This is a genomic window from Edaphobacter modestus, assembly GCF_004217555.1.
GTDB classification, from domain to species: Bacteria; Acidobacteriota; Terriglobia; order Terriglobales; family Acidobacteriaceae; genus Edaphobacter; species Edaphobacter modestus.
Window position 1 is genome coordinate 2,855,487 of record NZ_SHKW01000001.1, and the last position, 17,470, is coordinate 2,872,956.

At 57.7% G+C, this 17,470-nt stretch carries 11 protein-coding genes; 5 read left to right on the forward strand and 6 right to left on the reverse strand.

Features of this window, described 5'->3' with window-relative positions:
• Positions 1-17: 17 nt before the first annotated feature.
• Both BDD14_RS12000 and bglX read right to left on the reverse strand, forming a co-directional pair.
• A complete protein-coding gene (locus tag BDD14_RS12000; RefSeq protein ID WP_130419016.1) occupies positions 18-1,235 on the reverse strand; it encodes a glycoside hydrolase family 5 protein in 1,218 nt (405 codons plus the stop codon).
• A 32-nt stretch (positions 1,236-1,267) separates the two neighbouring features.
• Entirely contained in the window at positions 1,268-3,583 is a 2,316-nt protein-coding gene (bglX, locus tag BDD14_RS12005; protein ID WP_130419017.1) for a beta-glucosidase BglX, read from the reverse strand.
• A gap of 284 nt (positions 3,584-3,867) precedes the next feature.
• Here bglX and BDD14_RS12010 point away from each other — a divergent pair, with 284 nt between their 5' ends.
• On the forward strand, positions 3,868-4,944 hold the full coding sequence (locus BDD14_RS12010; protein ID WP_242617900.1) for a LacI family DNA-binding transcriptional regulator: 1,077 nt from the start codon (positions 3,868-3,870) through the stop codon (positions 4,942-4,944).
• Here the strand turns inward: BDD14_RS12010 and BDD14_RS12015 are convergent.
• The 4 genes from BDD14_RS12015 to BDD14_RS12030 form a co-directional block, all read right to left on the reverse strand.
• Positions 4,934-6,661: a CRTAC1 family protein gene (locus BDD14_RS12015; RefSeq protein WP_242617901.1), complete on the reverse strand. Its 1,728-nt coding sequence runs from the start codon at positions 6,659-6,661 to the stop codon at positions 4,934-4,936. The genes BDD14_RS12010 and BDD14_RS12015 overlap by 11 nt on opposite strands.
• Before the next feature lie 35 nt (positions 6,662-6,696).
• On the reverse strand, positions 6,697-7,884 hold the full coding sequence (locus BDD14_RS12020) for a tetratricopeptide repeat protein (protein ID WP_165420039.1): 1,188 nt from the start codon (positions 7,882-7,884) through the stop codon (positions 6,697-6,699).
• A gap of 81 nt (positions 7,885-7,965) precedes the next feature.
• Entirely contained in the window at positions 7,966-11,325 is a 3,360-nt protein-coding gene (locus BDD14_RS12025; RefSeq protein ID WP_130419019.1) for a TonB-dependent receptor, read from the reverse strand.
• Between the two features lie 301 nt (positions 11,326-11,626).
• Positions 11,627-12,601, reverse strand: coding sequence for a VOC family protein (locus tag BDD14_RS12030; protein ID WP_242617902.1), 975 nt, complete (start codon positions 12,599-12,601; stop codon positions 11,627-11,629).
• Positions 12,602-12,769: 168 nt separating this feature from the next.
• Here BDD14_RS12030 and BDD14_RS12035 point away from each other — a divergent pair, with 168 nt between their 5' ends.
• From BDD14_RS12035 to BDD14_RS12050, 4 genes are all read left to right on the forward strand, one after another.
• Positions 12,770-14,416: a GH39 family glycosyl hydrolase gene (locus BDD14_RS12035; protein ID WP_130419020.1), complete on the forward strand. Its 1,647-nt coding sequence runs from the start codon at positions 12,770-12,772 to the stop codon at positions 14,414-14,416.
• 47 nt (positions 14,417-14,463) lie between these two features.
• Positions 14,464-15,783: a glucoamylase family protein gene (locus BDD14_RS12040; RefSeq protein ID WP_130419021.1), complete on the forward strand. Its 1,320-nt coding sequence runs from the start codon at positions 14,464-14,466 to the stop codon at positions 15,781-15,783.
• Between the two features lie 149 nt (positions 15,784-15,932).
• Positions 15,933-16,277 carry a DUF3800 domain-containing protein gene (locus BDD14_RS12045; protein WP_130419022.1) on the forward strand — a complete coding sequence of 115 codons (345 nt, stop codon included), beginning with the start codon at positions 15,933-15,935 and terminating at the stop codon, positions 16,275-16,277.
• The gene (locus BDD14_RS12050) at positions 16,264-16,707 is read left to right on the forward strand and encodes a DUF3800 domain-containing protein (protein WP_165420040.1); all 444 of its coding nucleotides are present in this window, start codon (positions 16,264-16,266) and stop codon (positions 16,705-16,707) included. The genes BDD14_RS12045 and BDD14_RS12050 overlap by 14 nt, the downstream gene beginning before the upstream one ends.
• Positions 16,708-17,470 lie beyond the last annotated feature (763 nt).

Below are 17,470 nucleotides of genomic sequence, written 5' to 3' on the forward strand. Positions count from 1 at the left end.
TTCTCTACTCCCGCGCCTTACTTCGTGGCCGGAACCTGTTTCAGTCCAAGCGCAGAAAGATATCCTGCGTTGATGCGGCAATGTTCGAACTTCACGCTCTCAAGCAGGCCCGCAAAGGCGCGATCGATCGTCTCCTGATCGGGGCGCACCTTCAGGCGAGCCTCAACGTTCCCCGCGCCTCGCGGCAGCTTCGCAAACGCGGCAATCTTGTCCCATCCCTCTGGAGGCACAATCGTCACGACTGCGGAGCTCTTCTCCAACTTCTTGTACGGCCAGAACGCCCACCCGATATCGTTCTTCTCCAGCAGCTGCCGGAACTGCGCGATCCATTCATCGTTGTTTTCGCCGGACTCACCCAGCCACAACGGAACATTGTTCTTCTCGCGAAAGTCCACATAGCTCTGGACCGCCGATTGTTCGACCGGCATCCAGTACTTATGCAGCGTATAAGCGGTGTTGCCATCGAACGGCGGCCCAAAGACCGCGAAGTTCGTATCCCACTGGGCCCCGCCCAAGAACAGGATGTGGTTCTTATCGATCTGGCGGATCGCCGTGGTCAGCTTCTTGTACAGCGGTTCAAGCTTCGCATTCAGGGGCCGCAGCGAAGGATAGTGCGGAATGGGCTCATTCAACAGATCGTAGCCCAGCACGGTCTTGTTGCTCCCGTAATGACGAGCCAGACTCTCCCAGATAGCGATCAGATGAGCCTGTTCCTTCGGGCTGTCGTAAAGCCACGGATACCCATGACTATCGTCGATATTGGTGCCGGTCTGTCCCCCCGGGGCTGCATGCATATCGAGAATGACATACAGGCCTTCCTCATGAGCCCATCCGATGACGCGATCGAGCAGACGAAAGCCATCAGCATTGTCCGTCTCGAAGAACTTGTAGTGCATCGGGATGCGGATGGAGTTGAATCCCGCTTCGTGCAGCAGGTGAATGTCGGCGCGGGTTACGTAATTTTCCCGGTACGCATGCCAGAACTCCGCAGCCTTGTCCGGCCCCAGCAACTCCGTCACCAGCTCTTCGATCTCGGTTCCCGATTGCGGTCCTCCTTCGAAGAGCCACATGTAACCCTCCGGAACCATCCAGTTGCCCAGGCTCGTGCCTCGCAGAAGCAGCGGCTTACCGCTGCCGTCGATGATCTCCTTCCCGCGTGTATGAGCAAACTGCGCAGTGGCTGAAAGCGATGCCACGCACAGCATGGCGATGGCAAAGAGGCGACGACACAACATGGTGTGATCCTCGTTTCGAAGAGACGTTCAAACTACGGCTGCGGTGTAACGTCAAGCGTGGCATGCTGCGTTGCGTTTGAATCGGTACCGATCCAGAGATCGAAGACTCCCGGCTCGATCGACCATCGGTGCGTCTGCGGGCTCCAGAAGCCGAGCTCCTTCGTGTCGAGCGTCAGCGTAACAGTCTGGCGTTCACCGGGCTTCAAGGCAATACGACGGAATCCCTTCAGCTCCCGAACCGGCCGCGACGCCGACCCCGAACGCTGGTGCGTATAAAGCTGCACAACCTCATCCCCCGCAAGACCGCCCGTGTTCTGAACCTCGACCGAAACCTCGACGGAGCCGCCCGAGTGCACGGTCGTCGCGCTCGTCTTCATTGGTGCCAACGAAAACGTCGCGTAGCTCAATCCATAGCCGAAGGGATAGAGCGGCGCGCTCGATCCATCCCAGTAACGGGTATCGCGATCCTTGGGAATCTGGGTCAGGTTGTGCGCATAGTAGAGAGGGACCTGGCCGACGCTTCGCGGCCAGGTCACCGGAAGTTTGCCTCCCGGGACTGCGTTCCCGAAGACCAGCGCAGCAATGGCATTGCCGGCCTCCGTTCCTGGATACCATACGTCGAGAATGGCGGGCACATGCTCCGAAGCCCACGTGATGTCGAGAGGGCGGCCATTGACCAGCACAAGAACGACAGGCTTGCCCGTCGCGACCGCCGCCTCCAGCAGTTGCTGCTGTTTACCCGGCAGCGTGAGCGTGGAGCGCGACGCTCGCTCTCCGTTCATCGTCTGTGCCTCGCCAAGCACCAGCACGGCAACATCGGCCTGCTTAACCAAGTCGATGGCGTGGTGAAACTCTGCTTCCTTTGCGGCGTCCGTCGTAAGGGTCGGCTTCGGGCTGGGGAACTGATCGTCGAAGATCGACGGCTGCCCTCGTTCGATCTCAACTCCTTTGGTCGAAAGAATCTTCGTTCCGGTGGAGGCCAGCGAACGCTCGAATCCTTCGACAACCGTGACGGTATCTTCCGGATGACTGCCGAGACTCCACGACCCCATCACATCCGGCCTGGAGTCGATCAGGGGCCCGATCAGCGCAATCGACGTCACATCCCGCTTCAGCGGCAGCAAGCCGCCTTCGTTGCGAAGCAGCACAGCCGTGCGGGTCGCAATGGAACGCGAGGCGGTGCGTTGCTCCTCTGACACCAGCTCCTTCTGTGCGCGGTCGAGGGAGACATAGGGATTCTTGAAGAGACCCAGCTTATACTTCGCCAGCAGAATCCACCGCACCGCGTCGTCGATCTCGCTCTGCGGCACCAGCCCCTTCTTTACGGCATCGGCCAGGTGATCGCGAAACGTCGTCGAGGTCATCTCCATATCGACTCCCGCGTGTACGGCACGAACAGCGGCATCTTCGGGTCCGGAGGTGAAGCCATGAGTCGTGAGACTAAGTACCGAATCCCAGTCGCTCACCACGAAGCCTCGAAAGCCCCACTCCTTCCGCAGCAGGTCATGGAGCAGCCAACGGTTTCCGGTAGCCGGAACCCCGTTCAGGTCCATGTAGGCACTCATCAGAGAGCCCGCTCCGGCCTTGATCGCAGCTTGATAGGGAGGCAGATATACATTTCGCAACTGCTCTTCCGACAGGTCGGACGAGTCATAGTCGCGGCCGCCCACAGCTGCTCCATATCCGGCAAAGTGCTTCACGCACGCCAGAATGCTGTCCGCATCGCTGAGCTTGTCTCCCTGGAACCCGCGCACCTGCGCCTCAGCCATACGCGATCCAAGATAGGGATCTTCTCCCGCTCCTTCCATGATGCGTCCCCAGCGAGGGTCGCGTGCAATGTCCACCATCGGCGCAAAGGTCCAGCGGATTCCCACCGCGCTGGCCTCGCGAGCCGCCATGCGCTGGGCTCTCTCCGCCGTTGCGGGATCCCACGACGCCGCCAGCGCCAGTGGAACCGGATAGATCGTTCTGTAGCCGTGAATCACGTCGAACCCAAAGAGCAGCGGAATGTGCAACCGGCTCTTCTCCATCGCCAGGTGCTGCAGCCGGTTGATCTCTACGGGGTCGCGAACAAACAGCAGCGAGCCCACCTCGCCCTTCAGAATCCGCTCATCGCGTTTGGGTCCCTCGGGAGAGTTCAAGGCGATCTGGCTCATCTGGCCGATCTTCTCCTCAAGCGTCATCCTGGACAACAGATCGTTTACGAAGCGGTCTGCCTCAGACGCCCGGTTGTCCTGTCCTCTCGCAACCTGCGCTGCGTCCACCTGGACACACGATGCAGAGAAAAACAGGAAGAGCAAACTTCCCGACAATAGTTGGCAAAGACCGGCACGCGAGATACGAAACATTCAACAAGGCTCCAAAACGCAAATCGAGATCGCGAGAATAAAAGGTTGTTCGGCTGCGTAGCTCTCCCCATACAGCAGTTCTTCGCACAGGTCAGCCGCACAAGTTTAGACAAACGTTTGTCTCATTGTCCATCCCCATGCGCTTCCCTGCCGGCTTCGCAACAGGCTGACGAAAGGAGTTCCCCGTACCGTAGAGGCCATTATCCTGGACTCAAAGCGTATTCAACCCTTTCCCATCGCTGATACTGTTAACGAAATCATTTCGTTCCATAAATTTGCGGTCCATGCCAAAACCATCCTCGACAACACCTGGCGTCCGCCATGCCAACCTGAAAATGTTGGCGCAGCATCTTGGCCTCAGCCCATCGACCGTCTCCTTTGTCCTCAATAACACTCCAGGACGCTCCATCCCCGAGAGCACTCGGGCCCGCGTGAAAGCAGCCGCGGAAAAATTCAACTATCAGCCCAGCATGATCGCCCGTACCCTGCAGGGCAAGCGCATGCAGACCGTCGGCATCCTGCTGCCGGAGCTCGGCGAAGGCTATCACTCCCAGGTGTTATCCGGTGTCGGCGACCTGCTCATGCGCGAGAACTACTTCTACTTCACCGTCCACCATCGACACCGCAAAGACCTCATCGACGCCTACCCCAACCTGCTTCGTTCTCGCGGAGTCGACGGCATCCTGGCCATCGACTCCCATCTCGACGAGCCTCCCCCTCTGCCCACCGTCACCGTGGCGGGCCACACCACCCTGCCCGGCGTCTCCAACGTTCTGCTCGACGAGCAGCACGCCGCAAGGCTCTCTCTCCAGCACCTGCGCGATCTCGGTCATCACAAAATCGCGTTGATGCACGGCCAGCCCTTCAGCTCCGATGCGGATACACGCTGGTTCGCCAGTCTCAAGGCCGCCCGCGAACTCGGCATCGAGATTCACGAGGAGCTGATGATCTATCTCTCCAAGGACTCGCAATCCCCCGAGATCAGCTACCCTGGCATACGAAAGCTCATCAAGAGCGGCCATCCCTTCACTGCGGTGCTCTGCTTCAACGACGTCGCTGCCATGGGAACCATCCGGGCCCTCCATGAAGCCGGCCTGCGGGTCCCCGACGACGTTTCGGTGCTTGGCTTCGACGATATCCAGTCCGCGGCCTACCAGGTTCCCAGCCTCACCACCATCCGGCAGCCGCTGCAGAAGATGGGAAGCGCCGCAGCCCAGCTGCTCCTCAAAAAGCTCGCCGGAGAGCCTATCCCCGAATTCATCCTCGTCGCTCCAGAGCTTGTCGTCCGGGAATCGACCGCACCGGCACGCCGCGTGGCTGCAAAAAAGACAAGCTCGCGCCGGTCCGGCGCTAAGGCTTAGCCTTCTCTTTCAGACCTCCGCCTTCCTTCAGCGTGTAGAAACGATCCGCCGCTACTCCCTCGAAGACCTGCGAGCCTCCGCTCGGCCATCGAACCTCGACCCTATCCATCTTCGTCGAGTTCCCCAGGCCGAAGTGCAACCGCACATCGTTCTGCGAAAGATAGCTCCCCCCGCTGCGAACCTCGTCCATCTGCTGCATCGCGCCAGTCGTTACCAGCACGCGCGCATTCAGCGCCATCCGGTTCGTACTCGATCCTTCAAGCTCGAAGCTCACCCAGTGATTCGCAGGGTCCGGTCTCGCCTCAAGAATCATGGGGGCTCCCGTCAGATTCTCCACCACCAGGTTCAGCCGCCCGCGATTGAGGAGATCCCCCACCGCGAGCCCGCGGCTTACCTGTGGCGTCGTAACCACAGCGCCCACCTGCGCGCTCACATCCTTGAACGTTCCGTCCCGCTGATTTTGAAAGACCAGCTTCGGCTCCCTGTACGCCGTCCCTAACTTCGCATCATCCACCTGCGGATACACATGGCCGTTTACCAGCACAAGGTCCAGCCAGCCGGAGTTGTCCAGATCGACAAAGGCATCGCCCCAGCCCACAAACTGTTCCGTCGGCCGCGCGATCCCTGCCGCGTGCGAGACATCGCTGAAGCTCAGATTGCCATCGTTCCGGTACAGCACCGCATACTCATCGCTGAAGTGCGTGATGGCAACGCTCATCCGCCCCGTGTGCATGTAGTCTCCGAGCGCTAGCCCCATGTTGGCCTGTTCCACTCCATCATCGCTCACCGCAACCCCGGCATCGTAGCCAGTCTCCCGAAACCGCCCGTTGCCTTCATTGCGATACAGGTAGTTCGGCTCGCCATCGTTGGCGACAAACAGGTCCAGCTTGCCATCGCCGTCGAAGTCCGACCACACCGCACCCAACCCGAAAAAGCGCTTCGGATCGTCCACACCGACCAGCTTCGCCACTTCGGTAAAAGTGCCGTCTCCGTTGTTGTGAAACAACGTATCGGGATACCCCTTCAACCCGCGCGGGCCGCACTGCACCGGAAGATCATGATACTGGCATGTCTTGCGCGAACCGAAGGTCGGCAGGTCCTTCATATCGAAGTCGACGTAGTGTGGCACAAACAGATCCACATAGCCGTCACCGTCGTAATCGCCAAAGGTCACGCCCGTAGCCCACCCCGTGTCTCTGTCCAGCCCCGACGATTTGGTGACATCGGTAAAGGTGCCATCTCCATTGTTGCGATAAAGAACCACGCCGCCAAAGCAGCTCACCACAAGATCGGCACGGCCATCATTGTTGTAGTCGCCAGCGGCAGCGCCCATCGCCCAGCATGGATACCCAACGCCGGCCTTCTCGGTGACATCGCGAAAAGTTCCGTCGTGATTGTTGCGGTACAGAACGCTCCGTGCCTTCTTCCCTTCAAGAGCCATCGCTACACTCGGCCCGTTTGTGAAGTAGATATCCAGCCAGCCGTCGCCATCGTAGTCCAGCAGCGCAACTCCGCCGCCCATCGACTCCACGATATATCGCTGATCGGGACTCGCCAAGTGCTCAAAGTGAATCTGTGTCGACGCCGTGATGTCGACAAGCTGAGGAGTCCTGGCCGGTGCCTGTGAATTTACCTTCGCAGGCGCAACCGTTCGCTCCACCTTTCGCTGCTGGCCCCACAGATGCGGCGATGCCGTAACCAGAAGGAGTACAGTCACGCAGACCCATGGCCGAGAATCTCTCCTCTCTCGCACTAGCGACCCTCTTTGTCCGGCTCGGCCACGCCCTCTTCCAGACGCAGATCCTTGTAGATCTTTCTCAGCTTCTCCTTCAGGTCCTTGTACTTCTGATACTCCGCAAGCTCCCGTTTCGCATCCTCCGGTCGCTTCAGCTTGCGATACACCACGCTCAGACGATAATGCGCCTGCACGTTTGAAGCATCTGCCGCCACCACGCGCTCCAGCAGTGGCAGCGCGGCCTCGGGATCATTCTTCTCTGTAGAAACACGCGCCATCCCTATCAGCGCGTCCGCATCGTGGGGCGCGAGCTTCAATGCCTGCTGATAGCGCTCTGCAGCGCCGTCCAAATCTCCCTTATCGAGAGCAGTATCTCCCAGACGCGTTACAGCCTTCTCATCCGCAGGATTCGCCGCGACCGCCAGCCGGTACTGCTCCTCCGCCTCACCCCGCAGCTTCAGATCGGGGGAAGCATGCAGCGCCTCCGCCAGTTCATAGTGAATTCCGGGAAGATGAGGATCTGCGGCCAACGCTTTGCGAAAGTCCGTAATCGCGCCATTCATATCGCGCTGCCGCACCAGCTCGTGCGCCATCGCCTGGTACATCTGCCCAGCCTCAGGAGCGGCAACCGACAACCCCAGCAGTGCCTCGCCCGCGAGATCGGTATAGATGCGATACGCAGCGTAGAGCACGCGTGGATCCGTCGGCGCCTTCTGACGCAGCGTCTCCACGACGGTCGCGGCGCGGGCCAGGTCCTGGGACGCGCTATCGATCTCGATCAGCTGAAGCCCCACCTCCATACGAATGCTCGCGTCCTCCAGGTCGCCCACCACCGCTTCAAGATCCGTCCGCGCAGCATCCGTCTTGCCCAGCCGACGCTCGCACATTCCCAGCAGCGCACGAATCTTTGTCAGGCTGGGCTGCTGTTCGATTGCGGCACGAAGATGCGGCTCAGCACCCGCGTAGTCTTTTTGAAAGTAGAGCAGCACGCCAAGATTGCCCTCTGCATCCAGATTATTAGGATCGGCAGCCAGCACCGCCGCGAACTCCTTCGCCGCAAGCTCAGGCTTCTTCTCGCTCAAAAGCTGATGAGCTCTCTGTTGATGAAGCTGGACTTGTCCCGCCGCAGAGGTCGCACCTGACTGTGCCACAAGAGGACCGGGAACCCCCAGCCCTGCCATAAGAAGAAGCGCCCAAACCCTCATCCCACGACCATACTCTTCTTCGAATCTTCTAAAAACAGAATAGGGATGGCGGCGGGCCGCCATCCCTTGGAGGAAGCATGCTTAGAACGAGAAGCGAGCGCTGAGCTGCATCCCGCGCCCGTTCACTGTAACCGAACGAATCGTCGAAGTTCCCGTAGCAATCGATCCGTTCGGATTCACGATGAGTTGCGCCGAACCCTGGTTACCGTCTGTTGTCGGCAATCCAAAGCTCGGGTGGTTGAAGAGATTACTGGCGTCGGCACGAATCTGCAGACCCATGCCCTCGCGAATCGCAAACGTCTTGCCCAGAGAGAAGTTCACCCTCGAAAGTCCCGGACCGTTCAGGAGATTGCGTCCTGCATTCCCGAACGTTCCAGGCGTCGGCGACGCAAATGCCGCCTCGTTGAACCACTGGTTCGTACCATGATAGGCACCCCGGCTCGCCAGGCTTGGATTGCCCACCAGGTTTGGGTACCATTGGGCATTCTGCGCTTGTGAGTACGAGAAGTCCTGCGCCATTGAAACGGTAAAGGGCTGACCACTCTGTAGAACCAACGTTCCTGCGCCCTGCCACCCTCCTACGATTTCATCCAGCAACCAGTTGTTATTGAGGAACGCTTTGCCTCTTCCAAATGGAAGCTGATAGACAGCGCTTCCTGCAAATTTGTTTCTTATATCGAAGTTCGAATTGGCATAATTGGCGCCGGGATCAAAAGAGCGTTGATAGTTTTGCGCTCCGGCCCTGCTTCCCCATCCGGAAGAATCCAGGTTGTTAAGAAAATGTGACCATACGTAACTGAAGTTGAAGTACAGCCCGTGGCTCATCCGTTTTTCAACCGAGGCCTGGAGAGAGTTGTAGTTTGAGCGGGCGTTATTCGTGCTCCCGAAGAGATTCCCAAACTGAGGATAGGGACGAAACTGTTGATCGTTGGGTGCAAGCCGATTCTCTGGAACCTGATTGATGTCCACCGGGAATGGAAGGTCGTGGCCATGGGTCGCCACATAAGCGAGTTGAAAGACCATGTCGTTAGAGATCTCCCGCTGCATACTCAGGTTCCACTGATAACTGCCGCCCACGGGAGCATGGTACTGGTTGTAGTTGACATTCTGCCCGTTGTAAGCGGCTGGATCGGTGCTGTTGGAAAGATACGGAAGTGTGGATCCATTACTCGACAGGACCGCAACAGGAGTTACACCATTCGACTGGTCACTTACACTTCCCCTTTGACCAAATGCCTGGGCCATTCCCGGAGCGTAGGTGTCAAGACTCCAGTTGTAGGCGTAAAGACCGAAGCCTCCACGCAAGACCGTGTGCGAATCAAGCAGCCATGAGAAGCCGACCCGAGGCAGGAAAGTCGAGTAGTTCGGCTCCTGTAAGCGGCTACGGCCATTTGCCTTGGTAGATCCGAACCACATCGCTCCCAGGGTTCCCGTTGCAGGATTCTGGACCGTTGGATCGAAGGTAGCCATGTTGCCCTTGACTTCGCCCCATCCCGACTGAATCTGGTACCGCAGTCCAAGGTTCAGGGTCAAATTCGGCCTGATCTTATAGTCGTCCTGGATAAACACCTGAGGAACCCGCATCCTTGCACCAGCTTCTGGCGTCACCTGCGCTCCCCATGCATTCGCTTGTCCTAACAGGAAATCTGCATATCCGAGCCCGGTGGAAGTGTCCCCTTGCGTTGACGCGGTGTAGACACCCGCAAAGCCCATGGTGCCGGCATCGATATTTCCCCAGTTGGTGGAGTTGTCACGGAAGAATAGGAACTCTCCACCAAAGTGAAGAATGTGCTTACCGCGAATCAAGGTCACCACGTCCGAAGGATCGTAGACATGCATCTTGTACACCGCGTTGGTGGCGGGCGTAATTTGATAAACACCGGTGACATTAAGAGTAGGCAGGACATCTGCTTTCGCAAATTGCCAGCCCACTTGCGCTGGGATGCCCATTCCCAGAGAAGCAGGTACGAAGAAATTCATCTGATTCGTGTACCCAATGCGAAGCTCATTAATTACACTTGGCGAGATCTGCCATACGTCAGTAATCTGGGCGTTGTGCCGGCTTACTCCCTGCGATTGATAGTTGACGGGAAAGAATCCCTGCCCATTCGAATAGGCCGGGTTATCGCTGGCGGTTTCTGACAGAGTCAATCGGTTATTTCCGGTGATATCCCAATCCGCGCGTCCAAAAAACTTCTGAAAGGGCTGGGAGTTCGGAACATTGTAGAAGTAATTATTCTGCACGACGCCGTTGGAAGCGATCGTACCCGGAGAGTTGGCTACCGGGTAGTAGGCGGAAAGTGCCTTCGCAACCGAATCAATCCTGCTCGCAGGAATTCTGTTGCCGTTCCCGTATACCTCCGCGAAGGACCTTCTTTGTATCTTTCCGTCGACCACTGTCGTGCTGGCGGGGTCGTAGATAGTGGGCAGGCCAGTAAAGTCGCCATTCAACATGGCCGCAGTGGGAACCGTAGCGGTTCCCGTCGATGCCGCGCCGTGGTTGATGATCTTGTCGTAGTCGAAGAAGAAGAAGAGCTTGTTCTTCAGAATCGGTCCGCCAACGCCAAACCCGAAATTGTTATAGCGAAGGGGAGAAACAGCTTCTCGTCTCGTCTTCTGCGCAAACGCATAGTTTGCTGCGTTCAGCGCATCGTTTTGAAAGTATTCATAGGCTGCGCCATGAAAACCGTTGGTTCCGCCCTTGCTGATCTGGTTGAACATGATGCCGCCGATCCCGTACTGCGCCGAGAACGCGGAGGAATTCACCTTTACCTCCTGGATCGTCTCCAGGATCATCACATCGGCATTTGCGCTATGCGGCAGCGTAATCGCCGCACCATCGGAGAGAATCGTGCTGAAGGGCAGGTTGCCGTTTATCGACGCAGCCTGGCCCGGATTGGAAGCCCCCTGCGCGCCCTTCGGCGCGCCAGCGGATCCAGGCAGCAGAATCGTGAAGTTCTCCCAGTTCGGCGTTCCCACCTGCGGCAACGTTGACAGCTGTTTCGCATCCAGCGTCGTCGTCTGCTCCGCATTCTCGGTCGAAAGCAACGGCAAGTCTGTATTCACCACAATCTGCTCGGTCACAGCGCCCACAGTCAGCTGTGCGTTCACCGTCGCATTTCCCACCACCACCGTGACGGCAGATCGAACGTACTTTTGAAAGCCCGACTTCGAGAACGTAATCTCATACGTTCCCGGAACGATCGACGAGGTGTCGTAAAGACCATCCTGGTTCGTCGTAAAGTCCTTCGATACGCCCGTGTTCTTGTTCAGAACCGTGACCGTCACATCGGGAATCGCGGCGCCACTCGGGTCCGTCACAATACCGCGTATATCGCCCGCATTCATGCTCTGTGCAAGTGCGCTTAAGCTGCAGCCTGTCCAAAGCACTGCTGCAAGGATGACTGGGAGCCATCTCCAGGAAATCAAGGAACGTCTCATGATGTTGCCTCCGTAAATACTTCAATCAACTGCATTTCTTCCGCCCTCATCGTCGGGGCGGTAAAAAAGCTCCAATACAGACAAACGTTTGTCTAAACTCGCTTAGAACTGCGCCTGCCATTAAGCATCAACGAAAGAATCTTCGTCAAGCTTTCATTTTCATCAGGCAACCTTTTTTCCGAAGACAGGCCCCCATCGACAGGACCGCGCAGTCCGCATCGCCAAGTGGTCCGAACACTTCTACCGCGTCAGTCCATCTCGGTCTGCTGTCAGCAGGAAATTCAATTCCTTACACTTTGCGCTAATTGTGCGCAGCAGCAGGAGGCGGCGCGCTCGACGAAGGTGTCGGTCGGCCGTCAATTGTCTTCGGCTCCATCAGTTCCACTCGCGTGCCATCGGGATCAAAAAGATTAACCTGTCGCTTCCGATTAATCCCCGTTGCCACCTTCACTGGCTTCCCGTACTGCTGGAACGCAGGTCTCGCTTCCAGCGTCGCCACCGAGCTCCCTATCTCCGTAACCTCGAGCGACGTATGGTTCTTCCCTCCCATCTCCGTGGGCAGGGTTCGGTACAGCATGAACTCGACATAGTCGGTTCCGTCGGGAACGCGCATATTGATCCAGCTCAACTCCTTCGGATCAGGTCCGCCGCGCCATGTCTCCTCAAACCCAAGAATCTTCCCGTAGAAATCGAGAGACCTCTCTGTATTCCCAACCAGAAAGCCCACGTGCATGATCTTTGTGGAGATACGCGTCGAAGGCTCGAATTTGCCCGCTGCCTTTGCCTCCGCTCCTCCCGGCAGCGTCTGGACAAACTCCACCAGCATCCCTTCCGGGTCTTTGATCTCGAACGCAGAGTCTCCCACCTTCGTCGTGCCGATCGATGGAACCTCAAACCCCTTCGACAGCAGATACGCGCGCATCTGTTGGAGATCGTCCACGCTGAAGCAGATGTGGCTCATGTGGTTCGGTGGATTCGCAGGCTTCTCGTTGAACAGCTCGATGTGCTGGCGATCATTGATCTTGACGAACGCAATCCGCGTCGAGCCGTCCGGGCGCTTCAGATCGTACGGCACGTCGTAACCCAGAAGGTCATGCCAGAAGGCCTCTGCCCGCGGAAGATCCGAGACGAAGTACGCCACATGAGAGATCCCCGTAATGCGAGGACGAGCCACGCTCTCTTTCTTCTCAGACTGCTGTCCCCACGCCGTAAAGGTCAGCGACAGCAGCGCCGACGCCATTATGACCGTCAGCCCTCTTCCGCGATTCAGCCCCATTCCAGGTCTCCTCCGTTGATTCCATTGCACGAACCCCGACAATATCACTGGAACGTCTTTGAGGCGTCCGGTATCTTTGTCCTTTGGCGAAAAGCCGGACAAGTTCGCGGACTCCTCGCATCTCATCTACAGCGTTCGCAAAACCCGTACCGTGGAGATTCCTTACTCATGAAGTCCTGCCTGCAACGGTCCTCCCTCCGTCGCTCTCCTTTCTGCTCTGCGGCAGCCCTCCTGCTCTTCACCGCCGCGCTCGCCTCCTCGCCGGCACAGACCACGCCCTCGGCCTCCGAAACCCTTCAGGTGGATGCAAAGGCGAAGACAACTCCCTTTCCCCATTTTTGGGAGCAGATGTTCGGCTCTGGCCGCGCCATCCTTTCCCTGCGCGACAGCTACCGCCAGGACCTCCGCTCCGTAAAGCAGATCACAGGCTTCCAATCCGTTCGTTTTCACGCCATCTTTCAGGACGAAGTCGGCCTCTACGATCCGGATCGCAAACCCATCCTGTTCGCGCAGATGAAGGACGCCACCGCCGCCGCACCGTCCGACAACACCGGCATCTACAACTTCTCCTACATCGATCAGATCTACGACGGCCTTCTCGATCACGGCATCCGGCCCTTCGTCGAGCTCAGCTTCATGCCCATCAAGCTCGCCTCCGATCCCACCTCGCTCCACCCCTTCTGGTACCGGCCCAACGTCACGCCCCCACGCGACTACGCCCAGTGGGACGCCATGATCACTGCCTTCGCGCAGCATCTCGTCGAACGCTACGGCATCGAGGAGGTCTCCCACTGGGACTTCGAGGTCTGGAACGAGCCCAACATCGACTTCTGGAGAGGAAAACCCGCGCAGGCCTCCTACTTCGAGCTGTATGACCACACCGCTCTCGCCATCAAGAAAGTAAGCCCTCGCCTCCGCGTCGGCGGTCCGTCCACCGCGCAGGCCGCATGGACCGGCGACTTCCTGCGCCACTGCAAAGAAAACAACATCCCCGTCGACTTCGCCTCCAGCCACGTCTACGCCAACGACACCGCAAAGGATGTCTTCCAGACCGACGAAGTCATCCCACGCGATCGCATGGTCTGCCGCGCCGTCCGCAAGGTTCACGACGAGATCGCCGCCTCGCCCCTGCCTTCCACTCCGCTCATCTTCAGCGAGTACAACGCCAGCTACGCCAACGAGCCCAACGTCACCGACTCCGTCTACATGGGTCCCTGGCTCGCCGGCACCATCAGCCAGTGCGACGGCCTCACCCAGGCCATGAGCTACTGGAGCTTCTCCGATGTCTTTGAAGAACAAGGTGTCGTTCGAACTCCCTTCTACGGCGGCTTCGGCCTCATCGCCGAAGACGGCATTCCCAAGCCCGCCTTCAACGCCTTCGCCATGCTCCACCAGCTGGGAGATCAGCGCATCCCCCTGGCCTCCGACTCCGCTCTCGCCACCCGCCGCGCCGACGGAACCCTCGTCCTCGCCCTCTGGAACTATGCCCCGCCGGACGGCACCGGAGCGTCCTACACCCGGCCTCCCGCCAGCCGCGGACCCTCCCGGACATTTACACTGCAATTAAGCGGTGTCTCGCCCAACGCGGCCGCGACCATCCTCCGTCTCGATGAAGGCCACGGCAATGTCATCTCGACCTACGACTCCATGGGGCGCCCCGCCTTCCCCTCGCGCGATCAGATCGTCAAACTTCGCGAAGCCGGAAAAGCGGCTCCGCCCGACCACGCCAGCCTCCACAACGGAGCTCTTACGATTCAGGTCCCTCCCCAGGGGCTTGCAGTCGTCATCCTCGGCAACGAAAGAGCGAAGCGCTAAACTTCAGTGTGTGGGGCAGTCTCACAATTGATCATGGTGTCTCCAGCATGAAGCCTGTCCCCTCGGGTGGCATCACGCGCCGAAGCGCGACCCGGTGGATCGCCGGAACCGTCCTCTCCGGCCTCGCCGCCCCGTCGCTGCTCGAAAGAGCCGCTCTCGCCGCGCCCCGGCCCGCAACGCTCGACCCCGATGCCTCTGCCTTTCTCGACGAGATGGAGCGACAGGCCTGCCTCTACTTTTACGAGCAGGCCGATCCCTCCACCGGGCAGGTTCTGGACCGCGCCAACAATCACATCACCCAGGGCCACCTCGACCCTCGCTTCGCCTCCAGCATCGCTTCAACCGGCTTCGGCCTCACCGCACTCTGCATCGCCGACAGCCGGAGATATCTCCCATCAGACAACATCCGCAAGCGAGTCCTCGCCACCCTTCAGTTTCACCTCAGGCCCATGCCCACCGAGCACGGGTTCTACTACCACTTCAACGATGTGAAGACCGGCCTCCCCCTGCTCAATATCGAGGTCTCTCCCATCGATACCACCATCTTTCTGTGCGGTGTCCTCACCTGCCGCGCCCACTTCAAAGATCCGAAGATCGCCGATCTCGCCACCCAGATCTACAACCGCGTCGACTGGCCCTGGATGCTCAACACCGGCAAGACCTTCGCTCTCGGCTGGCTCCCCGCCACCGGCTTTCTCACCCCCCGATGGGACCACTACGCCGAGATGATGATGATGTATCTCCTCGCCATCGGTTCGCCCACCCATCCCATCGACCCCTCCTGCTGGAGCAGCTTCACCCGCCCCCGCGTCCGTTTCGAGAGATACAACTTCATCAGCGGTCACGACCCGCTCTTCATCCATCTCTACTCCCACGCCTGGTTCGACTTCTATCGCAAGCGCGACAGCTATGCCGATTACTTCGCCAACTCCGTCACCGCCGTCCGCGCGCACAAGGCCTTCTGCCTCAGCCTCAACCGGGGCTATAACGACGACTACTGGGGCGTCACCGCCTCCGACTGGATGCACGGCTATACCGCCTGGGGAGGCCCGCCACTCCTCGGTCCCGTCGACGGCACCGTGGTTCCCTCCGCCACCGCCGGCTCCCTGCCCTTCCTTCCAATCGACTGCCTGCGCGTCCTCCGCTCCCTCAAGGAAAAATACGGCGAGTACGCCTGGGGACGCTACGGCCCCTGTGACGCCTTCCATCCGGATCTCGCCTGGTACGACGCCGACGTCCTCGGAATCGACCTCGGAATCAGCCTGCTGAATATCGAGAACTTCCGCAGCGGCTTCGTCTGGAATACCTTCATGCGAAACCCCGAAGCCCCCAATGCCATGAAGCTCGCCGGCTTCCGAAACTACTGAAGCCTCTCCGGCAGCGTCACCGGCCGGCGAGTCTCAGTCCCGGCAAAAATCTGGGCATAAACATACCTGACACACTATGAATTTGGCCCCTAATGCTCCAGCGTAATTATCGGTAGTAAGATGGATCATCCCTATTCTGAGTAAGATGCGTGTACAGATTATTCATCGATGAGTTTGGCCATGACAACATAAACACGCGCAACGATCCTAACGAACAATTCCTTTCGCTAACCGGGGTGGTTTTAGATCTAGACGGTGCCCATCTTAATCTCACTGAGCAAATGAACGCCCTAAAGATAGCGGCTTTCGGAAGTGATGCGGTCGTATTGCATAGGCGCGAAATCATCGACAAGAAACCGCCCCCATTCGATGCATTAGCTAACGATGGCATCAGAGAAGCATTCACCCAAGGATTGATCAAGATGGTGAACGATGCGGAATACACTGCTCTCACCGTCCTCATCGATAAAAAGGAGCACTTTGAAAAAGTATAATGTTTGGCGGTTCCAGTCCTATCACTACTGTCTAACTGCGATGCTGGAGCGTTACGTCATGCTGTTAGCTGACCGGGATGGGAAGGGGGACGTGATGGCAGAGTGGCGCGGAAAGAAGCCAAACATAAAACTAGAAAAAGCCTACATCCACGTTTACAACAACGGGACCCCGAATATGCCTTGGAAGCGTTTTCAGTCGCGACTATCGTCCGGACAATTAAAGATTCAAAAGAAAGAAGCTAATATCGCTGGCCTCCAATTGGCCGACCTCCTAGCTAATCCAGCCGGGCGCGATCTCATTTGCAAGAAAAAAGGGGAAGAGATGACAGCGCCGTTCGGGACGCAAGTGGTTAAAGCTCTCTATGAGACCAAATATCACAGGAATTGGCGAGGAACAGTCAGAGGATGCGGAACGAAAATGTTGCCTTAAAGTGAAAACCGGCCCTCAGTTGGCGACCGGGCGACGCACAGGCGTCTGCCTCCGCCTCTCAGCGGATTAGCTATATGATGCACCATGGAGCGTGACGATAGCAATTAAATTCTGTGGAAAACCTAGTCAATAATTAATTGGACAACCCATTTGTTTCTAATTAGATGCCATTTATTGCTGTTGACGATAATTGTTCAATACATACACGATAAGCACATTGCCTACGGCATTTGCCTCCGTTCCAAGAATTTTGGTGAGATATAACCCCCCGAATTATCTAAGTTCGACAAAATGAATAAGCTATTCAAAATAAATAACTTATCCATTTTAATTTAGGGGGAGGGTACCCCTAAGCTACTTTAGGCTGTCCTTTCCCTTCAAGCGCAGGCTTCGGCGAGGGCTTCGTAACCACCGCCTCATCCAGCGCCTCATTGGACTCCTTGCTGAGTGGCTTCTCGTGCAGCAGCAGCGCCGGATCAAGAACTCGAACGTTGAGGCGGAACGGAGTGCACCACCCTCCGACTCTCTACCTCAGCAAAAATCTGTCAAGCCCTTAACCGACCTAAATCATAAGAAACAAAGGAAATCCATTTGCCGATTGGTTTATGCCTCTTCGCTAAAATATAAGCAGGATCAAAAAAGAAGCGCTGAACAAACTGCTTTGGGCTGATCCCTTCGAAGATTGAAATAAGTCCTTATAATTCAATATTTTGATACTTAAACCCTTTCTATTGAATAATTTATGGCAACAAAAATTGATAAG